Source organism: uncultured Thiodictyon sp., from assembly GCF_903828115.1.
Lineage (GTDB): Bacteria > Pseudomonadota > Gammaproteobacteria > Chromatiales > Chromatiaceae > Thiodictyon.
This window is the reverse complement of the sequence record NZ_CAIKKU010000868.1, coordinates 14,224-33,433: the sequence shown is the minus strand read 5'-3', so window position 1 is coordinate 33,433 and position 19,210 is coordinate 14,224. Positions and strand designations below refer to the sequence as shown.

Below are 19,210 nucleotides of genomic sequence, written 5' to 3'. Positions count from 1 at the left end.
CAAGCCTGGGCCAAGGCGCCGCAGCGGCCGGAAAAGCCGCCGCGAGCCTCCATGTCCCTTGGGCGCCCGCCGATCGACTGCTAAGATACCGGGTATGTCGGCTCGCCAACTCGTCCTGCTCGACGATTTTCGCCGGGACATTGAAGACTGGAGGTAGACGGTGAAGGCCATCATCGAGGTAACGAAGGCGGGGTCGATCTTCGCGACCGCCGCTCGGCAGCTTGCGGAAGCCCGCGCCGGGCGCAGCCCCGACTATCGCCTCGGCTTTGAATCCGCAAAGTCGCTGTTCGCCGAAATCACACCGGCGCGACTGGATCTTCTCGACAACCTGAGGCGGGCAGGCCCTTGCTCCGTTGCAAGACTCGCCGCGGCGCTCGGCGGCGATGCCGGCCAGGTCGCTGCGGAAACCTCGCGCCTGGCGGAACTGGGGCTTGTCGAACGCGGTCCGGACGGAACCGTCGCCGTGCCGTTCGACGCGATCGAGATCCTCCTGCCCCTGGCGCGGGCGGCCTGAGGGACGGTTGTCGGCGACCGGCGAACCGCAGAGCGAATCGCTGTTGTCTTGCGTGCCGACCCCGACGGGGTCGGACATACCAGCCCAGGGCAACGCCCTGGGATAGCGTTGTCTATTCGGCGTAGCCCTGAAAGGGCGTGACATAGCGGCGGGGCTCCTGATGTCACGCCCTTTCAGGGCTAAGCTCTGTGTTACCGCATACCCAGGGCGTCGCCCTGGGCTGGTATGTCGCGCCCCTTTGGGGCTTGAGCAGGCGCAAGATCAGGCGGAATGAGGTACCAGGGCAGGCTCGATCGTTTCAGCGCCTTTTGCTGCTCTGGCAAACGTCCGGCAGATCTGCCACCCCGCGGCCTGGTGAGACCGGCACTTGCCCCTACTCGGCCGGGGGGATGGCGTCGAATTCGGCCTGGGTGCCGTGGCCGCCTTGGAGCCAGGTGGTGAGGAATTCTTGCAGCGCCGGGGCGATGGAGTTGCGGTAGTAGTAGGGAAAATCCGCATCCGTCCAGACGCTCGCGGCCGCCCGCACCGAGGCAATGGCCAGCCCCAGGTCCGGCCGGCCGCCGCCCATGGCTACCCGGTCCCGATACGCCAGGGCGAGGTTGAAGTGGGTCATGGCCCAGGCCGCCGGGTGGGCGTCGCGGGTTTGGACCTCCAGGGCCAGCCCGTAGGCCGCGATGGCCTTGCCGAGGTTCTGCGCCCGGTCGCCGGTGGGCATGTTCCGCCAGGCTTCGCCGAGGTTGTTCTGGGTCGTGGCCCAGTCCGCCGGGTGGGTCTCGCGGGTTCTGACATCCAGGGCCAACCCGTAGGCCACGATGGCCTTGCCAAGGTTCTCCGCCCGGTCCCCAGTGGGTATGTCCGTCCAGGCGATGCCGAGGTTGTTCTGGGTCCCGGCCCAATGCTCCGGGTGGGCCTCGCGGGTGTCAGCGCCCCCAGCGGGGCAGTCGGCTGTAGCGGCGGGCAAGCTCGAATGGCACGGGACATCCCCGGGCGGCGCGGGGCCGCGGCTTCGGTGGGCGGGCAGGGCCTCGTCATTATGCCGGGTTGGGGCTGGGGTTGCAGCCCGCGTTGGGCCAAACGCGTAGCGGTTCCGGCATCCGCGGCGCGGGTCATGGCGGATCGCCCTGCGGGCATTCGCCCTACGCGCTACGCGCTGGAGCCAGACCTCGACGCTCGGTCAGACTGCGCGCCGCGCGCACCCTGTTCGGCCAGCCGCTCATTGGATGGCTCGTCGTTGCATCAGGTACCCGACTGTTCGGACGCCGAGCCGGCGCAGCGCCGGCTCGTTGGCGGCAAGCAGCCTCATCGGTTCGGCTTTCGTGGCGACGGGAGGTCGTGGAGCGGGACTCATCGGGGCTCCGTCTGGGGCTCTGGTTCCGAGGCATATCGGCTCACCGATGTCTGCCCGAGTCACTCAGGTGGAGGTGCAAGATGCTATCCCGCAGGGGCATGCATCGCAAGAGCGTTTTCCATTTACGTTGTCACCCGTAGGCCGCCGTCAATCCATTCAAATCCACCCGTGCCCGCAGGCGGCGACACAGCATGAAGGTGCCGACGAACTTGCGGTGCAGGAAGAAGGTCGCCGGGTCGGGGGCGTGGCCGAAGGCGTCCTGGAAGAAGAGGTCCCGGCCGCCGACATAGATCCGCTCGAAGAGATCGGAGGTCCCGAAATCATAGGGTCCCGAGTGGCGCAGCGGCTCGCCGGTGAGTGCGATCAACCCGGCGATGCTCGCGACCTGTTCCGGGGAGGCGCCAGGGTCCAGATAGCCCAGGGCCAGGGCGCACTGGCGCACCGTTTCCGTGTCGCCGACGACGGACGCCTGCAGCATCTGGCCGTAGTACCCGACCAGCGCGGGGGCGACCCGCTGGGTGGCCCCGAAATCGAGCAGGACCAGCTTGCGGGTCTCTGCCTGGTAGAGAAAATTGCTGTAGTTGGGATCGGTCTGTACCAGCGAGAAGTCGAACAATTCGCGCAGCAGCAGTTGGACCAGGAGGGTGGCGGCACGGTCACGCTCCACCTGGCGAAACGCCTGGCCGGTGAGTTGATCGACCGGAATGCCGTCGGCGAAGTCCATGGCCAGCACCCGGGTGCTGGAGAGGTCCCGGTGCACCCTGGGCACCAGGAAGTCGGGGTCGTCGCCGACGAGCGCCCCGTAGGCCTCCAGCGCATCGGCCTCGGCCACGTAATCGGCCTCCTGATGGAGTTGGCGGCGGGCCGCGGTCAGGACCGGCTCCAGGTTCAGGCCCTTGGGCGCGAGCCCCAGGGTTCGCCCAAGGAAGGTGAAATTGTCCAGATCACTGTCGATGCTCTCGCGCACCCCGGGAAACTGGATCTTGATGGCCAGGTGCCGGCCGTCGCGGGTCTCGGCGCGATGCACCTGCCCGATCGAGGCGGCGGCCATGGGGGTGAAGTTGAAGCGGCGAAAACGCTTGTCCCAGTCGGCCCCCAGTTCGCCCGAGAGGACCTCGTTGACCTGCCCCAGCGGCATCGGCTGGGCGCGGTCGCGCAGGCTCGCCATGATCTCGGCGGCCTCCGGGGTGAGCAGGTCGGAGCCGTCCAGGGACATGAGTTGCCCCATCTTCATCGCCGCCCCGCGCATCCGCGCCAGGCGATCGGTGAAGCGTTGCGTGTGCGCGGCGGAGAGTTGGACCCGGTTCATCCCGCCGTCGCGGTTGAGCGCCAACTCGATTAAGCCGCGCACCCCGACCCCCGCCGCCAGGTCACCGGTGGCGCGGCCCAGGTGCCAGAGCCGGGCCAGGCGTTTGCTGGGGACGGCCAGGCCGCCGGGGAGTTGGGGGTTGGCCATGGTGCGAGGCCCTCGACAGGTGGTTGCAGGCCAGGTGGCCTATCAGTGGGCGCTAATATGCGGCCGCAGATGTCGATGCGCAATCCAGGCGCCGGCAAGCCCAACGCCTGGGGGTGTTGGACGCCGGCGGCCCCTGACGCCGGCCCTTACGGCAGGTCCGCGGCCCAGGCGTCGCTGCACGCTAAGTCTGGCAGTTACTCACGCCAAGGCGCCAAGCTCGCCAAGCTCGCCAAGAAAGACAATAGCGTAGGCGCAGTCACCAAATCACCCGGTGGGTGGATAGCCTAAGGCGGATAAGGTGCTCAAAAACCTTGGCGAGCTTGGTGGCTTGGCGTGCGAACTGCTCTTTCTAGGTTGAACGGCGCCGGGCGCTGAGGTGTTTACCTCGGGATGGGAAGTGGCGGCTCACGTCACTTTGACAACGAAGTTTTTGTTATCTATAGTGGCAACAAATTCGTTGCTAAAGTTCTCTTCTCGCCATGTCGACCTTCCAGCGTCCGAACCTCGAAGACGCCTTTTGGAGAGCCCTGCAGTCCGGCCGTCACCTGCTGATCCCAGGGCCCAGGCGCATCGGCAAGACCACGCTCCTCAAGCAGGCACTCGCCCGGCCCAGCGCCGATTTTTTCCCCGTCTATGTCTTCGTGGAGTCTGTGGATTCGGTCGATGAGCTGTATCGAAAGCTCTTGTCCGCACTCCTGGATCAGGAATTCGTCGGTCGACTCAGCCGCGCCTCCCGGCGCTTCGCTACCTGGGTCAAACAGATTCGCATTGAGGAGATCGGCTCAAAGGTACGTTTTGGGGCCTCCGGGCCGGTGGATCACCTCGGCGAGTTTGTCCAATTCTGCCGAGGCCTGGAACTGGATGGGCGCATCGTCCTGATGGTCGATGAGCTCCCGCAGGCGGTGGAGAACACCCTGGGGAGCAAGTCCGAGCCGGAACGGCGCGAAGCCATTCGGATGCTCCAGACCCTGCGCGACTGCCGACACGATCCCAGCCTCGGGGAGCGCATCCAGTTTGTCTTCGCCGGCTCGATTGGACTGGAGAACGTCGCGGCGGCCCTCGGTGCAAGCAAGCATATCAATGACCTGAAGACGCTGCGCATCCCTCCGCTCACCCCGGACGAGGGACGCGCCTTCCTGGACCAGGAACTGGCCGGTCTCGGCCTCGCGGACCTCGCGCAGGAGGTGCGCGAGCACCTGCTCGGGCGCATCGGCTGGGATTGGCTGATACCCCTCTTCATCAGGCGTCTCGCGGAGGAGTTGCCACCCGATGCCTCAACCCGTGGAGCATGGCCTGCTGGAGCATCAGGTCGATCTCGTCGGCATTCTCAAGCATGACGGCTACCTCAACAACCAGGAGGACCCGGCGCGCTATCACTTCAACTCGCCGGTCATCCGGGAATGGTGGTGGCGCAACGTTGCCAATTGAGCGACGCAGAGCAAGTACGATGAGTGAGACACTGGGCGGGGTTTACAACCCGCAGGCGATGCCGGAGGCCGAGTTCCTGGCCCGCTATTCCGTCCGACTGGAGCTGACCGACAAGCTGCTGCGAACGATCCTGAGCAACGGACCGCAGGACGAGCCCGAGCACGTGATTGTTCAGGGCCAACGAGGACAGGGCAAGACCAGCCTGCTGCGCCGTATCCAGATCGCGCTGCGGGACAATCAAGAGACGCGCGACTGGCTGATCCCGCTGTTGTTCAGGGAAGAGCTCTACGGCGTCACCAGCCTCTGCCGACTCTGGGAGGAGGCGGCAAGCCTGCTCTGCGACAGACCGGGCTTCACAGGACTTCCGGAGGCAATCGAGGCCGCCTGGGAAACGCCCTACTACGAGAAGGACTGTTATCTCATCCTGGACCGCGCCCTGGCCGACCAGGGCCTGCGGCTGGTCCTGCTGATCGACAACATCGGCGACCTCTTCGGCAAGCTCAAGCGGCCGGAGCAGCAGCGTCTGCGGGAGATCCTGCACACCACCAAGCGCATCCAGATCCTCGGCGCGTCCACTGTCATGCTGGAGCAGCACTACGACCACGGCGCGCCCTTCTACCAGTTCTTCCGCGAGATCAATCTCCCGGGCCTCTCCCAGGAGGAGGCACTGACCCTGCTCCGGCATCTGGGCACCGCGGAGCAGCAGGCGCGACTGGAGGAGGTGATCGTGCACACCCCAGGGCGGATCGAGACCCTCAGGCGTCTTACTGCCGGCGTCCCGCGCACCCTGGTGCTGCTCTTCGAGATCCTGCTCGACCGGGACGGCAACGCATTCCGCGACCTGGAACTCCTGCTTGACCGGGTCACCCCGCTCTACAAGCACCGGATGGATGACCTGCCGACGCAGCAGCAGGCCATCGTCGACGCCGTCGCACTGGGCTGGGATGCACTGTCCGCCGGTGAGATCGCCCGCGCCACGCGCCTGCCCAGTAAGCAGATCGCGGCCCAGCTCAAGCAGTTGGAGCGCGCCAACGTCATCCACACCGAGGCCACCAGCACCAAGAACAACCTCTACCGGCTCGCCGAGCGCTTCTTCAATATCTGGTACCTGATGCGCCACGGCCGCCCCGGCGACCGGCGCCGGGCGCTGTGGCTGGTGCGGTTTCTGGAGATCTGGTGCTCGCCGGATGACCTGCGCGCGCGTGCGCTCGGTCACCTGACCATGCTCAGCGACGCGCTCCTGGCGCCCGACCATGCCTGGCTAATGACCGAGGCATTGCGTGGGGCGGGGTTGGACCTGGAGACCGAGGATCGGTTGGTGAAGGCGACGAGGGAGTACCTGGCCGGGGACCTGCGGGATCGCGTCGAGCCCTCCGTCACCGAGCTAGTCGAAGAGTACGAAAGCGCTTTTCCCGCGCATCTCCGCCCGCTCTTCGACAGAGAACGTATGGCAGCGATGGATCGGATCGAGCTGCTTGAATACGTTAAGAAAGCACTCAAGCTATGTGACGAATTCTCATCTCTCCTGACGAAATCGACAGCCATTGGCGGTCAGCTTGTCCATCGGATGGAGCGCGGAGATCTTGACGGAGCTTTGTCTGATTTGGAAGCGCGTGAAAAGGTAAAGGCGCCTGAGGGGTATGATATTTATCCTGGCCTCGTTGAACTTTGGAACCAGACAGATGGAATATATGCCAGGCTTCGCGAAGCGGGACTTGAGTTGAGCTCGGAGATGAGAAGACTTAGGATCGGGGATTCAGGGCTTGGGGTAGCCTTTGCTTACGTTTGGAACCAGGAAGTCCCCAAGGCATTCGAGGTGTTGGAGGCGAGACTTCCGAGATTGGATTTCGATGCAGAAGCATCTGGTATCACCACTCTTCTGACCGTCCTGCTCGCCGCCGAGCAAACTGCCTACGTCCGTCGGCTGTTTGAAGACGAAGCCTTCGCCGCTTACCGATTCAAGGATCGATTCAAGCCGCATTACTTCGCCCTGCTCGCGGAGCTCGGCGAATCGAGAGCGAACGATTTCAAACGAATGGGGCCGGAGCTTGCTCAGACCGTGGACGAGATTCGCGCAAAGGTTGTCGGGTGGCGCAAATCCATGGATGGCCGGTCGGACTTGTCGCGGCCGACCTGAAGGGGTAAACCCAGATCCGGCAAGTGCTCACGCCAAGGCGCCAAGCTCGCCAAGAAATTCAATAGGGTAGATCCAGCATCCAGACCACCCGCCGGGTGCATCGCCCACCGCCGATAAGGCACGAAAAAACCTTGGCGAGCTTGGCGCCTTGGCGTGAGAACCGCTCTTTCTAAGGGTGACCGCGGCCTTGCGTCGCGGCTAACGGCCATGCAGGCTCGTCCGGCACCCCGGAACATGAAAGGATCTGTGGGAGTGGCCTCTGGCCGCGATGCGGCGCTGCGGCGAACTCCGATGCCGCGTTCCCCACCTGGTTGATCTGCCCCAGCGGCATCGGCTGGGCGCGGTCGCACAGGCTGGCCATGATCGCGGCCGCCTCCGGGGTGAGTAGGTCGGAGCCGTCCAGGGACATCAGTTGGCCCATCTTCATCGCCGCCCCGTGCATCCGCGCCAGCCGATCGGCAAAGCGCTGCGTGTGCGCGGCAGAGAGTTGGTTGAGCGCCAGCGTAGCAACACGCGGTTGTGGGCGGTTGAATTTCCGACTTGTATCCTCAGGATTGCAGAGTGGGGCTGCAACCAAGTCGTCGGCCGGTTGCCGCCGGTGCGGATGACTCGCGGTGCGGACCAAGGGGGCCGCCGCTTGGCTTGGTCAGCCCATCCCGAAAAGTTCGAGAGGGCGCTTGACGGCGAAGTGGGCAGGTTATCGCCGTCGGTAAGTACGGGCGTGCCCACCGCCCCCACAGGCCCCTCCGCCCGGGGACCCTCCCCGATCACCCAAACCGATGAGGACTGGACCATGCCACGCCTACCTATGCTCGCCGCGGTGTTGCTGCTCTCGGCGTCCGCCGCCCACGGCAGTTTTGTGGTCTTCGAGGCGGCGGGCGCCGATGCCGCCGCGATCACCGCGGCCCGTGACGGGTTCCGGACCGCCGTCGGCGGCGACACCGTTGCTGGGCCTAACGGTTCTTTCGGCGGGCAGCGCCGGGAGATCAACTGGGATGGCGTCCCCAATACCCTCGCCGACCCCGCCCCGATGCCCGGCGACTTCTTCAACAGCACCTCGCCGCGCGGCGTCGAGTTCAGCACCCCCGGCACCGGCTTCATGGTGAGCACGAACTCGGGTCAAAGCTCCCCCGTTCTGTTCGGGTTCCCAAACGACTTCCAGACCTTCAGCGCCCAACGGCTGTTCACCGCCATCGGGAGTAACGTCACCGAGGTCTCGTTCTTCCTGCCCGGCACCAGCACAGCCGCCACTACCAGCGCCTTTGGCCTGATCTTCGTGGATGTCGAGACCATTTCCGCCAAGGTAGAATTCTTCGATCAGGACGGAGCGGCCATCTTTACCCGCGACGCCCTGCAATCGGGGAACCAGGGTCTGTCGTTTCTGGGCGCCGTGGCCGATGCCGGCGAGCGCATCGGCCTTGTCCGCATCACCGCGGGCCTCAACACCATCCTATCCAATGGTAACCTCGGCAATCCCAACGACGACGTCGTGGTGATGGACGACTTCCTCTATGCCGAGCCCCTGCAAGTGCCCGAGCCCCCCGTCTTGCTGCTGCTCGGCCTCGGCTTGCTGGCTGGATGCGTCCGCCGCGGGCCGCGCCGGGACCTGACGTGACGCCAATCCGGCGCAGTTGGGTAGGTCGGGTTAGCGAAGCCGAACCCGACGGTGACGGCGCCTGTGGGAGCGGCTTCAGCCGCGACGGGGCGCGCGGGAACGCGGCATCGGAGTTCGCCACAGTGCCGCATCGCGGCCGGAGGCCGCGCCCCCAAGCTCCTTATCATGTTTCGGGGTAACGGACGAGCCTTCATAGCCGTTAGCCGCGACGAGGTCTCGCGGGTTGCCCGAGCGTCGCGGCTAAAGCCGCTCCCACCGGGGGGTGAGCGGCATCACATCAGGAAACCCCCCTGGTTCGCGACCTCCTGCCGCAGCCGTATCCCCGGGTCGTCCTGCCGGATCAGCCGTTGTTGCAGCGGGACCCGGTAGCAATAGCGGCCGTCTGCGAGTCCCAGCACGAAGGCGAGCCGCAGGCGCCGCAGGCTGCGCTCCAACCGCTCCGGGTCCACCGTGAGCCCCGCATCCGAGAGGCGCGCGGCCAACTCGCCATAGCCGAAGTCGTTCCAGTCCACCGACGCATAGACCGCCATGCGGTCCAGCCGCTGCTCGGTCTCGTCGGCGACCAGCTTGTGCCAGTTGCCGAGCAGCTCGTCGCGGATGCGCTCGCCCGCGAGCACCGCCTCCAGGTCCGCGGCGCCGATCTCCCGCTGGTCTGGCCGGACCCGGGCGACGAGCTGGTGACAGGCCATCGCGATCAGGTTGGCGCGCTGGCCGCAGTCGCGCACCAGGCGCTCGGCGAGCGCGTTGGATGCGAGCGAGAGCCCGAGCCAGCGCTGCACCAGCGCGAGACAGGCCTCCCATTCCAACTCCTCGACCTGGATCAGCTCGCCGAAGTTCTTGAGCGGCGAATGAAAGTCCAGTGCCGAGCGCTCGAAGAGCGTCCAGTAGCCGGCGAAGCTGAAATAGGCGAGGCCCGACTCGCTCAGCCCCCGCAGGCGCTTGAGCACCGCGTAGTCCCGGTCCGCGTCGGCGCGCACGAAGGCGTCCGACTCGTCGATCAAGAGGACCCGGGGCCGCGCGCCCCCCGACCGGTGCAGCAGCGACTCGATGTCGGCAAGCCCCGCGCCTGCTGCCAGCCCGAGCGCGGCGGCCAGCGGTTCCGCCAGGTCCGCACCGCCCAGCGCGCAATAGTGCACCCGCACCCGGGTGGAGCCCGCGAGCGCGCGCGCCACCGCCTGGAGCAGGCTGGACTTGCCGACCTGACGGCCGCCGACCACCAGATAATTGCCCGGGTCCCGGTTGACGATGTGGTCCAAGAGCCCGGCGCGGCCGAAGAACATCCGCGGGTCCTGCACCCCGCCGCCGGTCTGGTAGGGCGAGAGCTCGGTGCGCGGGATGCGCTCGGCCAGCGCCCGGGCCAGGACCAGGGCCGGCTCGGGGGCGAGCAGGAGCCGGGTCAGGACCTCCGGGGCTGGTGCGATCAGCCGGTCGCGCCGCTCCGCGGTGCGCCGGTTCAGGTCCCGCTGGGTCTCGCCGTCCGCGCTCAGGATCAGGAGCGGCAGGCCGCCGGTCCCAAGACCGCGGACCGCGTCCAGGCGCTCGCGCAGCCCCTGGAGCAGGCCCTCCGGGTCGCTCTGGCTGAACGATCCGGCCGGGACCAGGGTCAGGGCCAGCGTGCTCAGGTTCTGCGGGAACGCCTGGAGCCCCAGCCGCCAGACGGGCGGCTCGGCCCGCTGCCCGTCGGGCTCCAGCGGGTGGCACGCCGCCCCGAGCCGCTCGGCGATCTGCCGCGCCTGCTCCGCGGCCGGTGCAGAAAGCCAGGCACGCACCCGATCAAGGCTCGCCCGCGGCAGGCCGAGCGCGTCCATGGCGCCGTCCAGGCGCCGGATCAGGCGCAGCCGACGCTCCGCCTCCGGCAGGCGCTCGGGGGCGAGCGCGAAGAGGGCCTGCGCATCGCGGCAGATCGTTGTCACCAGCGGGTGCTGGTAGCGCCGCCAGTAATACACCGCCGCCGCGGTGGCGAGCAGCAGCAGGGCTGCGGCGCTCAGCAGCCAGACCGGCAGCGCGCCGGAGATCGGGATCGCCGCAAAGTCCCAGTCGGTCGCCGGGCCCTGGGTGCGGTAGGCGAGGAGCGAGAGACGCTCCAGGTCCTTGACGTTAAGTCGCTCCTGGGCAGCGAAGGAGACCGGCCGGGCGTCCAGGGCCGGGATGGACTGGACCGCGGCGTCCTCCACCAGCGAGTCGAGCAGGCGCAGCAGCCGTCGGCAGGAGTCGGTGGGCTTGCCGGTCCCGATCTCGGCCTGGTGCTGGGTTTGGGACTGGGTTTGCGCCTGGGCACGGCAGGAGGGCGAGCCGAGCCGGATGCGCAGCGGGCCGGAGGACCCGGTGCCCTGGTTGGCGAGGGTGACGCGGATGGTCTTGCCGTCTTCCAACAGCTCGCCACTGGGGGCCAGGCTCGGGCGCTCCACCGGGATCTCCTGCCCGCCCGGGACGAGCGGACCGGCGCCACCGGCGCTCAAGACCCGGATCGGCGGCAGACTGGCCCGCTCCGGCCAGCCCTGGACCCAGCCTGCGGGGTCCTTGCCGGCGGGCAGGCGGCGGAGGGCGACCTTCAACTCGAGCTTGGTCTGCTCGCCGGGGTTCAGGCGGATCTCGGTGCGGGAGCCGTAAACGGCAAGGCTGTCCGAATCGCTGGCCGATTCGGCGCGGATCCAGTGGGCGGGGATGTTGCTTGAGTTTCTGACCTCGATTGTCCAGGTTGCCAGGCCATCGGCCGCGATTTGCTCCGGCGGCGTGCTGGAGACCAGGGCCAGATCGGCGCCGTTGGCGGTCGGGGTGGGTGGGATGGGTTGCAGGCCGCGATCCGGCGTCTGTTGCAGCAGCAGTCCGCCGGATTCCCAGCGCGCCAATCCGCTGTTCGCGTCCCAGGTTGTCCAGTCGCGCCCCGATCCACCGATCAGCATACGGATGGTTGTCCAAGAGTTGGTGCTCCAGATCCGCACCGTCCCGTCGGTAGCGCCCGAAGCCAGCCAGCGCCCCTGCGGATCGGCGGCCAGGGCCTTGATCCAACCGGTGTGCCCGGTGAGGGTGTGGAGCAGCGTCCCGGTCGCGGGGTCCCAGACCCGCACGGTGGGGTCTGTCGATGAGCTCGATGCCAGCCAACCTCCCGCCACGCGCCATCGCTCGCTGGTCCCGGTGGCCGAGGACTCGGCCCGCACAATGTTGTTGCCCGAACCCGACGCCAGCCAGCGCCCCTGGGGATCGGCTGCCAGCGCCAAGACCGAACCGGTGTGCCCCTCCAGCGTGCGCAGTAGGGTCGCGGTCGCCGGGTCCCAAACCCGCACGATGGGGTCGGTCGATGAGCCAGATGCCACCCAGCGCCCCTCGGGATCGGCGGCCAGGGCACTGACCGAACCGGTCTGCCCGGTGAGAGTGTGGAGCAGCGTCCCGGTCGCTGGATCCCAGACCCGCACGGTCTCGTCGTCCGAGCCCGATGTCAGCCAGCGCCCCCGGGGATCGGCAGCTAGGGCCCGGACCGCATCGGTGTGCCCCGTCAGGGTGTGGAGCAAGGTCCCGGTCGCGGGGTGCCAGAGCCGCACGGTATTGTCTTGCGAGCCCGACGCCAGCCAGCGTCCCTGGGGATCGGCGGCCAGGGCAGAGACCCGAGCGGTGTGCCCCTCGAGGGTGTGGAGCAATGCGCCGGTACCCGGTTCCCAGACCCGCACCGTGTCGTCACCCGAGCCCGAGGCCAGCCAGCGCCCCTGGGGATCGACGGCCAGGGTCTGGACCGAACCGGTGTGCCCGGTCAGGGCGTGGAGCAGCGTGCCGGTTGCCGGGTCCCAGACCCGTACACTGTTGTCGAATGAGCCCGAGGCCAACCAGCGCCCCTGGGGATCGGCGGTCATTGCCGAGACCGAACCGGTGTGCCCCGCGAGGGTGTGCAACAGGGTCCCGGTCGCCGGGTTCCAGATCCGCACTGTGTTGTCCCATGAGTCCGAGGCCAGCCAGCGCCCCTCGGGATCGGCGACCAGGGTCCGGACCGAACCGGTGTGCCCGGTGAGGGTGTGGAGCAAGGTCCCGGTGGCCGGGTCCCAGACGCGCAAGGTGTTGTCGCCCGAGCCCGAGGCCAACCAGTGCCCCTGTGGATCGACGGCCAGGACGTTCACCTTGCCCATTGGCGGCGCCAGTACCACATACCCTTCCACCCGCTCCGGCCTATCCACCAGCGTCGACGCCGCAGACCAAGCCGTCCCCGCCAGGATCAGCAACCCCCAAACGACCAGCGCGGCGACCAGCCGTCTCATCCCCCGCACCCCAGCAGCCTCCGCGCCGCGTCCTCAATCCCCGCCGACCGCCACGCATAGCGCCCCCCGCGCCGCGCCAGCAGGTTGTCCCAATAGAGCCCGCGCACCAGCGGGTCCGGGTCCCACCCCTGGGCCAGCCCCGGGATGCCCTGGCGCAGCAGCCGGCAGACCGATTCCCGGTGCGGGTAATAGGGCGTGAGCAGCGGCTCGTAGGGCCGGGTGTCGGCGAGCGCGGCGCGCCAGTCCTGGCCCAGACCCAGCGCGACCAGCGCGTGCTGGATCAGCCTGGGGTGTCCGCCGGAGCACTCGGCGATGGCGTCGAGTTCGGCCGGGCAGGGCGCCAGGGCCGGGAACAGCTCCCGCTGCCAGTGGACCAGGTCCAGGGCGGTCGGGTCGTCCAGCATGACCGGGCTCGCCCCGCGCAGCAGGGACAGTTCCGGGGTCGCGTAGATCTGCTCGGCCAGGTGGACTCCGCCCAGGACCGCGATGCGCGCCCGGCCGCCGCCGGCCAGGGCGCGCAGCTCCGCGGCCAGGGCCCGGCGCGGCCCGTCCGGACCCTGGTCAAAGTCCCGCACCACCAGCGCCCATGGATCGCCGCGCAAGCGCTCCTCCAGGGCCTGGCGCCAAGTCCCGGCGCCGACGACGGTCCCGTCCAGTCCGGCCTGCCGGGCCAGATGGGCGAAATAGGTCGCGCCGTCGGTCCCCGGGTCGTTCAGCGGCGCGATCTGCACCACCCGCTCCGCGCCATACTGCTCGCCCAGCCGCTGCGCCAACACCGCGGCGATGCGCCCCAGCGGGTAGTGCCGCTGCGCCAGGATGGCGACCGGGTTGGGCGAGCGCAGCAGCAGCAGGGCCTCGTCGATGGCGCCCCGCTGGCTCGGCGCCATCGGCGGGTCCGCCGCGAGCCCGGGCGGCAGGATCAGCGGCCCCCGGTGGTACGGGTCCGGCCCCGGGGGCTCGCCCGCCAGTGCCTTGACCAGCATCCCGAAGGCGCGCCGGTAGCCGGGCTCGTCGGTCGCCGCGCCGAAGTCGATGCCGTGATAGTTGCCGATGAAGGGCAGGGCGGGCATCGGCCCCAGCAGCAGGGGGACGATCCGGAAGGGGGCGGCAGCACCGCCGCCGCGATCGGTATGACGGTGGGCGAGCATCCGATTCCATTCGTTGCGCACCCATTCGGAGTCCACCGTGTCCGGGCTCGCCACCAACAGCCCGGCGCGCGATGCCTTGAGCGCCCCGTCGAGCTAGGTGGGAAAGTCCTCCCCCGGGATCAGCCCCCAGCGGTCCAGAAAGACCTTGAGCCCCTGGCTCACCAGGTTGCGCGCCAGGGTCTCCACCCAGTCGAACCGGGCTGAGCGGTAGCTCAAAAAGCAGTCGTAGACGGGCGGGTCGAACGGGCGCTGGGGCATTCGCGGCTCCTTTGCTGATGGTCGGGAACCTTCCAGAGTCGTGTCGGCAGTCTACCCGAACTCACCCGCCCCGGCCCTTGCGCCAAACAAGAAGCGGGCTTCTGGTTGCCCAGGTCCCAGGCTATAGTAATCTGCCATCCGGTGGAAGCGGCATCAGTCGCGCCCCAACGTCTTGCAGAGGCGTCGCGGCGCGCGCCAGTGGGGTCCCGGTGTGCCGACCGCCCGCCGCCGCAGAAGCCACCGAGGACAGACCCATGATTGAGACCGCACGCTACGAAAACGACGTGGTCGCCTGGGCCAACGAGCAGGCAAGGTTCCTGCGCGAGTGCCGCCTCGACCTGTTGGACACCCCGCATCTGGCCGAGGAGATCGAAGACGTGGGCAAGAGCGAGCAGCGCGAGCTGGCCAATCGCATGGCGGTCCTCCTGGCCCACCTCATCAAGTGGCAGCTCCAACCGGAGCGCCGCGGCGCGAGTTGGCAAATCACCATCAGCAATCAGCGCAGAGGCGTGGCGCGGCGCCTCGACAAGACGCCGAGCCTGAAGCCGGAACTCAAAGAACCCCGAGTGGTGGCTGGAGGTCTGGGACGATGCAACGGCCCAGGTTGCATCTGAGGCAAGTCTGTCTGGCTTTCCCGAAATCTGCCCATGGTCGCCCGGACAGGTCTTGGCCGAAGATTGGCTGCCCGGGTAGGCTTGGATTGTCCCCAAGTCTTGGCAACCCGCACTGAACCAGATCGCCCGGTGGCGGGACCCGGAGCGCGCCTGGCCCGTCTGGCCCGGTGCCGGGGCTGGGCGCCCCTGCCGTGATCCAAGTGCTGAGCATGAGTCGGGGGAACTCCGCCCGGGACGAGACGGCGACCCGCGGCGCGCCCTGGACCTGAATCGGGAGTGCGACGGCCGGGTGGATGCCTGCGACGTCGGCCAGGCCGAACCGGCCCCCCGGCTGGAGGCGCGCACCGATATCGACAATTTCGCGCGCCCGCCGCGCGACCTGACCCCGAACCCCGAACTCCGAACCCCGAACTCCGAACTCCGAACTCCGAACTCCGAACTCCGAACTCCGAACCCCTTTGACTCCCCCCCCTTTCTCCGTATAATGCCTGGTTTCCCGCGATCCGGGAAAACTCCTTGCCTCACCCCCGGCGTCGGTTTCGGACCGACCCCGGCGGGAGGCTGTCAATCCATGAGGAGCAGCAATGCGACATTTTGAAGTGGTGTTTCTGGTTCACCCGAGCCAGAGCGAACAGGTGCCGGCCATGGTAGAGCGCTACCGTGGCAACCTGGAGAAGCGCGGCGGGGTGGTGCACCGGTTCGAGGACTGGGGTCGGCGGCCCCTGGCCTATCCGATCAACAAGGTCCACAAGGCCCACTATGTGCTGATGAACGTGGAGTGCGACCAGGAGGCGATCGACGAGCTCGAGAGTGCCTTCCGCTTCAACGACGCGGTCCTGCGCAATCTGATCCTGCGTCGTAACGCGGCGGTCACCGAGCCGTCCCCGCTGCTGAAGACCGGTGAGGAGCGCGAGCGCCCCGAGCCGCTTGGCGGCGACGCGGACAGCGACTGAAGACCGACCCCGCTCATCGACATTCAAAGGGCCAGACACCATGGAAAATAGCTCCCGTTTCTTCCGTCGCAAGCGTTACTGCCGGTTCACCGCCGAGGGTATCGCCGAGATCGACTACAAAGACCTCAACCTGCTCAAGGCCTATGTGAGCGAGTCCGGCAAGATTGTGCCGAGCCGCATCACCGGCACCTCCGCCAGGTACCAGCGCCAGCTCGCCCAGGCGGTCAAGCGGGCCCGCTTCCTGGCCCTGCTGCCCTATACCGACGCGCATTGATCCGGGGCCCCGAGCGGGCGCCGGCCCGGCACCGGGCGGGTGAGCGCCGCGCCCGGGACCGGTCCGGACCTGCCGCGCCTCCCAGCCGATGAAGCCCCTGGCCGCGTTCATCATGCGTGGGCCGGTGCAAGCCAGCCTGGTGGCCTGGTGCACCGGGCTCTTGTCCCTGCTGCTCCCGCTCGTGGGCCTGCTGAGCAGTGCGACCCTGGCCCTGGTGACCCTGCGCGGCGGGACCTGGTACGGCGTGCGGGTCGGCGCCCTGGCGGGGCTGGGCTGCCTGATCCTGTGCACCCTGCTGCTGGGTTCGCCCTGGCCAGCGCTCGCGATTCTGCTGGTCCTGTGGCTGCCGGTGTGGGGGCTCGCGGCGATCCTGCGCTTCTCCCGGTCACTGGCGTTCACTGCCCAGGCGGCGGGGCTGGCCGGGGTCTTGGGCGTCCTGTCCATCCATGCGCTGATCGGCGACCCGACCAGCGCCTGGCTGCGGTTGTTGGAGCCCTTGCGCGCGGCCCTGATCAAGGACGGGGGACTGGACGAGTCGGCCGCCGCGGCGGTCTTTGTGACCCTGGCCCCCTGGATGACCGGGGCCCTGGCCGCGGCTTTGATGCTGCAGGTGCTGGTGGGGCTCTTCATCGGGCGTTGGTGGCAGGGGCAGCTCTACAATCCGGGCGGTTTCGGGGCGGATTTCCGCTCCTTCCGGTTACACCCGGTGGTCGGTCTCGTCGGCCTGCTGCTGGTGGCCGGCGTCGGTTTTCAGCCGGGCCCCGGCCTGATCCCGGACCTGTTGCTCGTGCTCTCCCCCCTGTGGCTGTTCCAGGGGCTGGCGGTCATCCACCAGTTGATCGCGCAGCGCGGCGCGCGGCGCGCTTGGCTGGTGGGTTTCTATATGTTGTTGGTCGTGTTCATGCCCCGCACCCTGGTGTTGGTGGCCTGTCTGGGCCTGGTGGATATCTGGGTCGACCTGCGTGCCCGCCTCGGGCCGCGGCCCCCGGCCTGAATTGCCGGACCGCGCGTGCGCTGCACGCACGGCCGTCCCCCTAAAGACTCGAGGAAAAGCGAAGTGGAAGTCATCCTGCTGAAGAACGTCGGTGGTCTGGGCAGCCTTGGCGAGAAGGTCAAGGTGCGCCCCGGTTATGGCCGCAATTATCTGGTCCCCGGCGGGTTCGCCGTGTCGGCCACGGCCAAGAACCTGGAGGCCTTCGAGGCCCGGCGCGCGGAACTGGAGCGTGAGGCCGCCGCCAACCTGGCCGGTGCGCAGGAGCGCAAGGCCGCCATGGAAGGGCTGCGCCTCACCATCGCCCGCAAGGCCGGCGACGAGGGCCGCCTGTTCGGCTCGGTGGGCGCGGGCGACATCGCCACCGCCCTGACCGGCGCCGGGGTGGCCATCACCAAGGCGGAGGTGCGCCTCCCGGCCGCGCTGCGTGCCGTCGGTGAGTTCCCGGTCACGCTGCGCCTGCACCCGGAGGTGGAGGCGATCATCACGGTGGACATCGTCCCCGGCACCTGATCAGGCGAGCCGCGCCCGGCGGGCTGGACGCCTGCTCATGACCCGACCCGGCCAGCGCCGGGCCGGGTTTTGCGTCGTTGTCGTTGTCGTTGTCGTTGTCGTAATCGTGGTCGGATTATTCGATTACGACACCGACAACGACACCGACACCGACACCGACAACGACACCGACAACGACAACGACAACGACAGCGTACCGGGGATCTCGGTCACCACATCAGTTCTGATCGCACCCATTTGCAAGGGCAACCACTAATGGCCACCGTTCCCCCGAAGCCCCGCGCCGCCTATGTGTGCAACGCCTGCGGGGCGGCGCAGCCCAAATGGAGCGGTCAGTGCGCCGATTGCGGGGCCTGGAACAGCGTGGAGGAGGCGACACGGCCGCCGCCGTCCCAGCACCGTGCGGCCGTGCGGGGCGGGTTCGCGGGGGCGGCGCAGTCGGAGATCCAGTCCCTGGCGGACCTTAAGCCCGAGGAGCGGGTGCGCACCGGCACCGGGATCGGCGAACTGGACCGGGTGCTGGGCGGGGGACTGGTGATCGGCTCGGTGGTGCTCTTGGGCGGGGACCCGGGGATCGGCAAGTCCACCCTGCTGCTGCAGGCGTGCGAGTCGCTGGGCGCCCAGCACCCGGTGCTCTATGTGAGCGGGGAGGAGTCGCCCCAGCAGATCGGGCTGCGCGCCCGGCGCCTGGGGGTGACCGGGGCCGGCATTCGGTTGCTGGCGGAGACCTGCGTGGAGCGCGTCCTGGCCCTGGCGGAACGCGAGGGGCCGCGGGTGATCGTCGTGGACTCCATCCAGACCCTCTACACGGACCTGCTGCCCTCGGCCCCCGGCTCGGTCAGCCAGGTGCGCGAGACGGCGGCGCAGTTGGTGCGCTTCGCCAAGCGGGCGGACACGGCGGTGTTCCTGGTCGGGCATGTGACCAAGGAGGGGGCGCTCGCCGGCCCGCGGGTGCTGGAGCACATGGTCGACACGGTCCTCTATTTCGAGGGCGAGGCGGGCGGGCCCTTCCGGATGGTGCGGGCGATCAAGAATCGCTTCGGGGCGGTGAACGAGTTGGGGGTCTTCGCCATGGGCGATCGGGGCCTGCGGGAGGTCAGGAATCCCTCTGCCATCTTCCTGTCGCGCCACGACCAACCGGTGCCGGGCAGCGTGGTGATGGTGACGCGCGAGGGGACCCGGCCGCTCTTGGTCGAGGTGCAGGCCCTGGTCGATGAGAGCCCGCTGGCCAATCCGCGGCGGGTCGCGCTGGGGCTCGACCAGAATCGGCTCGCCATGCTGCTCGCGGTGCTGCACCGCCATGGCGGCATCGGCATGTTCAATCAGGACGTCTTCGTCAACGTGGTGGGCGGGGTGCGGATCAGTGAGACGGCGGCCGACCTGCCCCTGGTGCTGGCGGTGCTCTCCAGCTACCGCGACCGCCCGCTGCCGCTGGAGCTGATGGCCTTCGGTGAGATCGGGCTCTCCGGTGAGGTGCGGCCGGTGCCCAACGGCCCGGACCGGCTGCGCGAGGCCGCCAAACACGGCATCCGCCGGGCCATAGTCCCGGCCGGCAATGTGCCGAAGGAGGGGGTGGAGGGGCTTGAAATCCTGGCGGTTAAGACACTCGCCGCGGCGATCGAGGGGGTTTGATCCCGCCACCATCTGTCGGGTTCTTGAGAAAGCCTGTCTAATCTCAGGATTTCATTTGGAAAAGGTCCTAGGACCGTGCTATCTT

The 19,210-nt window shown here is 68.2% G+C and carries 18 protein-coding genes and 1 pseudogene; 13 read left to right on the top strand and 6 right to left on the bottom strand.

All coding sequences use genetic code 11. The features are described 5' to 3' along the window. Positions 1 to 160 precede the first annotated feature (160 nt). Positions 161 to 514 (top strand): MarR family transcriptional regulator, encoded by a 354-nt coding sequence (locus tag QZY48_RS32675; protein ID WP_295438662.1) that lies wholly within the window; start codon positions 161 to 163, stop codon positions 512 to 514. 373 nt (positions 515 to 887) lie between these two features. On the opposite strand, the gene QZY48_RS32670 is transcribed toward QZY48_RS32675, so the two are convergent. Beyond that, the gene (locus tag QZY48_RS32670) at positions 888 to 1,475 is read right to left on the bottom strand and encodes a tetratricopeptide repeat protein (protein WP_295438660.1); all 588 of its coding nucleotides are present in this window, start codon (positions 1,473 to 1,475) and stop codon (positions 888 to 890) included. 517 nt (positions 1,476 to 1,992) lie between these two features. Beyond that, positions 1,993 to 3,318 carry an AarF/ABC1/UbiB kinase family protein gene (locus tag QZY48_RS32665; RefSeq protein ID WP_295438658.1) on the bottom strand — a complete coding sequence of 442 codons (1,326 nt, stop codon included), beginning with the start codon at positions 3,316 to 3,318 and terminating at the stop codon, positions 1,993 to 1,995. Positions 3,319 to 3,797: 479 nt separating this feature from the next. Here QZY48_RS32665 and QZY48_RS32660 point away from each other — a divergent pair, with 479 nt between their 5' ends. The 3 genes from QZY48_RS32660 to QZY48_RS32650 are packed head-to-tail and all read left to right on the top strand — an operon-like array spanning position 3,798 to position 6,883. After that, positions 3,798 to 4,655 (top strand): AAA family ATPase, encoded by an 858-nt coding sequence (locus tag QZY48_RS32660; RefSeq protein WP_295438655.1) that lies wholly within the window; start codon positions 3,798 to 3,800, stop codon positions 4,653 to 4,655. Further along, positions 4,588 to 4,746 carry a hypothetical protein gene (locus QZY48_RS32655; protein WP_295438652.1) on the top strand — a complete coding sequence of 53 codons (159 nt, stop codon included), beginning with the start codon at positions 4,588 to 4,590 and terminating at the stop codon, positions 4,744 to 4,746. The genes QZY48_RS32660 and QZY48_RS32655 overlap by 68 nt, the downstream gene beginning before the upstream one ends. A 58-nt stretch (positions 4,747 to 4,804) precedes the next feature. Then, a complete protein-coding gene (locus tag QZY48_RS32650) occupies positions 4,805 to 6,883 on the top strand; it encodes an NACHT domain-containing protein (RefSeq protein WP_295438649.1) in 2,079 nt (692 codons plus the stop codon). A 307-nt stretch (positions 6,884 to 7,190) separates the two neighbouring features. Here the strand turns inward: QZY48_RS32650 and QZY48_RS32645 are convergent. Further along, positions 7,191 to 7,373 (bottom strand): annotated as a pseudogene (locus QZY48_RS32645) (AarF/ABC1/UbiB kinase family protein); the annotation flags it as partial. Positions 7,374 to 7,691: 318 nt separating this feature from the next. On the opposite strand from QZY48_RS32645, the gene QZY48_RS32640 reads away from it, so the two are divergent. Next, positions 7,692 to 8,498: a PEP-CTERM sorting domain-containing protein gene (locus QZY48_RS32640; RefSeq protein WP_295438645.1), complete on the top strand. Its 807-nt coding sequence runs from the start codon at positions 7,692 to 7,694 to the stop codon at positions 8,496 to 8,498. 272 nt (positions 8,499 to 8,770) lie between these two features. Here QZY48_RS32640 and QZY48_RS32635 read toward each other — a convergent pair whose 3' ends face one another. From QZY48_RS32635 to QZY48_RS32625, 3 genes are read right to left on the bottom strand one after another with little or no spacing between them, the layout of a single operon-like run. Continuing rightward, positions 8,771 to 12,742 carry an AAA family ATPase gene (locus QZY48_RS32635; RefSeq protein WP_295438642.1) on the bottom strand — a complete coding sequence of 1,324 codons (3,972 nt, stop codon included), beginning with the start codon at positions 12,740 to 12,742 and terminating at the stop codon, positions 8,771 to 8,773. After that, a complete protein-coding gene (locus QZY48_RS32630) occupies positions 12,739 to 13,944 on the bottom strand; it encodes a toll/interleukin-1 receptor domain-containing protein (protein WP_295438639.1) in 1,206 nt (401 codons plus the stop codon). Before QZY48_RS32630 ends, QZY48_RS32635 begins: the two co-directional genes overlap by 4 nt. Before the next feature lie 39 nt (positions 13,945 to 13,983). Next, entirely contained in the window at positions 13,984 to 14,148 is a 165-nt protein-coding gene (locus QZY48_RS32625; protein ID WP_295438638.1) for a toll/interleukin-1 receptor domain-containing protein, read from the bottom strand. A gap of 254 nt (positions 14,149 to 14,402) precedes the next feature. Here QZY48_RS32625 and QZY48_RS32620 point away from each other — a divergent pair, with 254 nt between their 5' ends. The 8 genes from QZY48_RS32620 to radA all read left to right on the top strand — a co-directional run bounded on the left by QZY48_RS32620 (position 14,403) and on the right by radA (position 19,125). Beyond that, positions 14,403 to 14,762, top strand: a complete 360-nt coding sequence (locus QZY48_RS32620) for a DUF29 domain-containing protein (protein WP_366929823.1) — start codon at positions 14,403 to 14,405, stop codon at positions 14,760 to 14,762. Then, a complete protein-coding gene (locus QZY48_RS35185) occupies positions 14,722 to 14,841 on the top strand; it encodes a DUF29 family protein (protein ID WP_366929824.1) in 120 nt (39 codons plus the stop codon). The genes QZY48_RS32620 and QZY48_RS35185 overlap by 41 nt, the downstream gene beginning before the upstream one ends. 505 nt (positions 14,842 to 15,346) lie before the next feature. Then, positions 15,347 to 15,715: a 30S ribosomal protein S6 gene (rpsF, locus tag QZY48_RS32615; protein ID WP_100919618.1), complete on the top strand. Its 369-nt coding sequence runs from the start codon at positions 15,347 to 15,349 to the stop codon at positions 15,713 to 15,715. A 40-nt stretch (positions 15,716 to 15,755) separates the two neighbouring features. Beyond that, positions 15,756 to 15,989 carry a 30S ribosomal protein S18 gene (gene rpsR, locus QZY48_RS32610; RefSeq protein WP_100919619.1) on the top strand — a complete coding sequence of 78 codons (234 nt, stop codon included), beginning with the start codon at positions 15,756 to 15,758 and terminating at the stop codon, positions 15,987 to 15,989. A gap of 88 nt (positions 15,990 to 16,077) precedes the next feature. Then, positions 16,078 to 16,983 carry a hypothetical protein gene (locus QZY48_RS32605; RefSeq protein WP_295438631.1) on the top strand — a complete coding sequence of 302 codons (906 nt, stop codon included), beginning with the start codon at positions 16,078 to 16,080 and terminating at the stop codon, positions 16,981 to 16,983. Positions 16,984 to 17,046: 63 nt separating this feature from the next. Further along, the gene (gene rplI, locus QZY48_RS32600) at positions 17,047 to 17,493 is read left to right on the top strand and encodes a 50S ribosomal protein L9 (RefSeq protein WP_295438629.1); all 447 of its coding nucleotides are present in this window, start codon (positions 17,047 to 17,049) and stop codon (positions 17,491 to 17,493) included. Between the two features lie 37 nt (positions 17,494 to 17,530). Further along, positions 17,531 to 17,749 carry a hypothetical protein gene (locus QZY48_RS32595; protein WP_295438626.1) on the top strand — a complete coding sequence of 73 codons (219 nt, stop codon included), beginning with the start codon at positions 17,531 to 17,533 and terminating at the stop codon, positions 17,747 to 17,749. Further along, complete coding sequence (radA, locus tag QZY48_RS32590; protein ID WP_295438623.1) at positions 17,749 to 19,125, top strand: DNA repair protein RadA; 1,377 nt, start codon at positions 17,749 to 17,751, stop codon at positions 19,123 to 19,125. The genes QZY48_RS32595 and radA overlap by 1 nt, the downstream gene beginning before the upstream one ends. Positions 19,126 to 19,210: the final 85 nt, after the last annotated feature.

What these genes read in the sequence shown, in the direction of transcription:
- rpsR (WP_100919619.1), top strand. Translation starts at nt 15,756, where the DNA reads ATGGAAAATAGCTCCCGTTTCTTCCGTCGCAAGCGTTACTGCCGGTTC.
- QZY48_RS32595 (WP_295438626.1), top strand. Translation starts at nt 17,531, where the DNA reads ATGACCCGACCCGGCCAGCGCCGGGCCGGGTTTTGCGTCGTTGTCGTT.
- QZY48_RS32620 (WP_366929823.1), top strand. Translation starts at nt 14,403, where the DNA reads ATGATTGAGACCGCACGCTACGAAAACGACGTGGTCGCCTGGGCCAAC.
- QZY48_RS32665 (WP_295438658.1), bottom strand. Translation starts at nt 3,318, where the DNA reads ATGGCCAACCCCCAACTCCCCGGCGGCCTGGCCGTCCCCAGCAAACGC.
- QZY48_RS32660 (WP_295438655.1), top strand. Translation starts at nt 3,798, where the DNA reads ATGTCGACCTTCCAGCGTCCGAACCTCGAAGACGCCTTTTGGAGAGCC.
- QZY48_RS32635 (WP_295438642.1), bottom strand. Translation starts at nt 12,742, where the DNA reads ATGAGACGGCTGGTCGCCGCGCTGGTCGTTTGGGGGTTGCTGATCCTG.
- QZY48_RS32655 (WP_295438652.1), top strand. Translation starts at nt 4,588, where the DNA reads ATGCCTCAACCCGTGGAGCATGGCCTGCTGGAGCATCAGGTCGATCTC.
- QZY48_RS32625 (WP_295438638.1), bottom strand. Translation starts at nt 14,148, where the DNA reads ATGCCCCAGCGCCCGTTCGACCCGCCCGTCTACGACTGCTTTTTGAGC.
- QZY48_RS32605 (WP_295438631.1), top strand. Translation starts at nt 16,078, where the DNA reads ATGAAGCCCCTGGCCGCGTTCATCATGCGTGGGCCGGTGCAAGCCAGC.
- rpsF (WP_100919618.1), top strand. Translation starts at nt 15,347, where the DNA reads ATGCGACATTTTGAAGTGGTGTTTCTGGTTCACCCGAGCCAGAGCGAA.
- QZY48_RS32640 (WP_295438645.1), top strand. Translation starts at nt 7,692, where the DNA reads ATGCTCGCCGCGGTGTTGCTGCTCTCGGCGTCCGCCGCCCACGGCAGT.
- radA (WP_295438623.1), top strand. Translation starts at nt 17,749, where the DNA reads ATGGCCACCGTTCCCCCGAAGCCCCGCGCCGCCTATGTGTGCAACGCC.
- QZY48_RS32650 (WP_295438649.1), top strand. Translation starts at nt 4,805, where the DNA reads ATGCCGGAGGCCGAGTTCCTGGCCCGCTATTCCGTCCGACTGGAGCTG.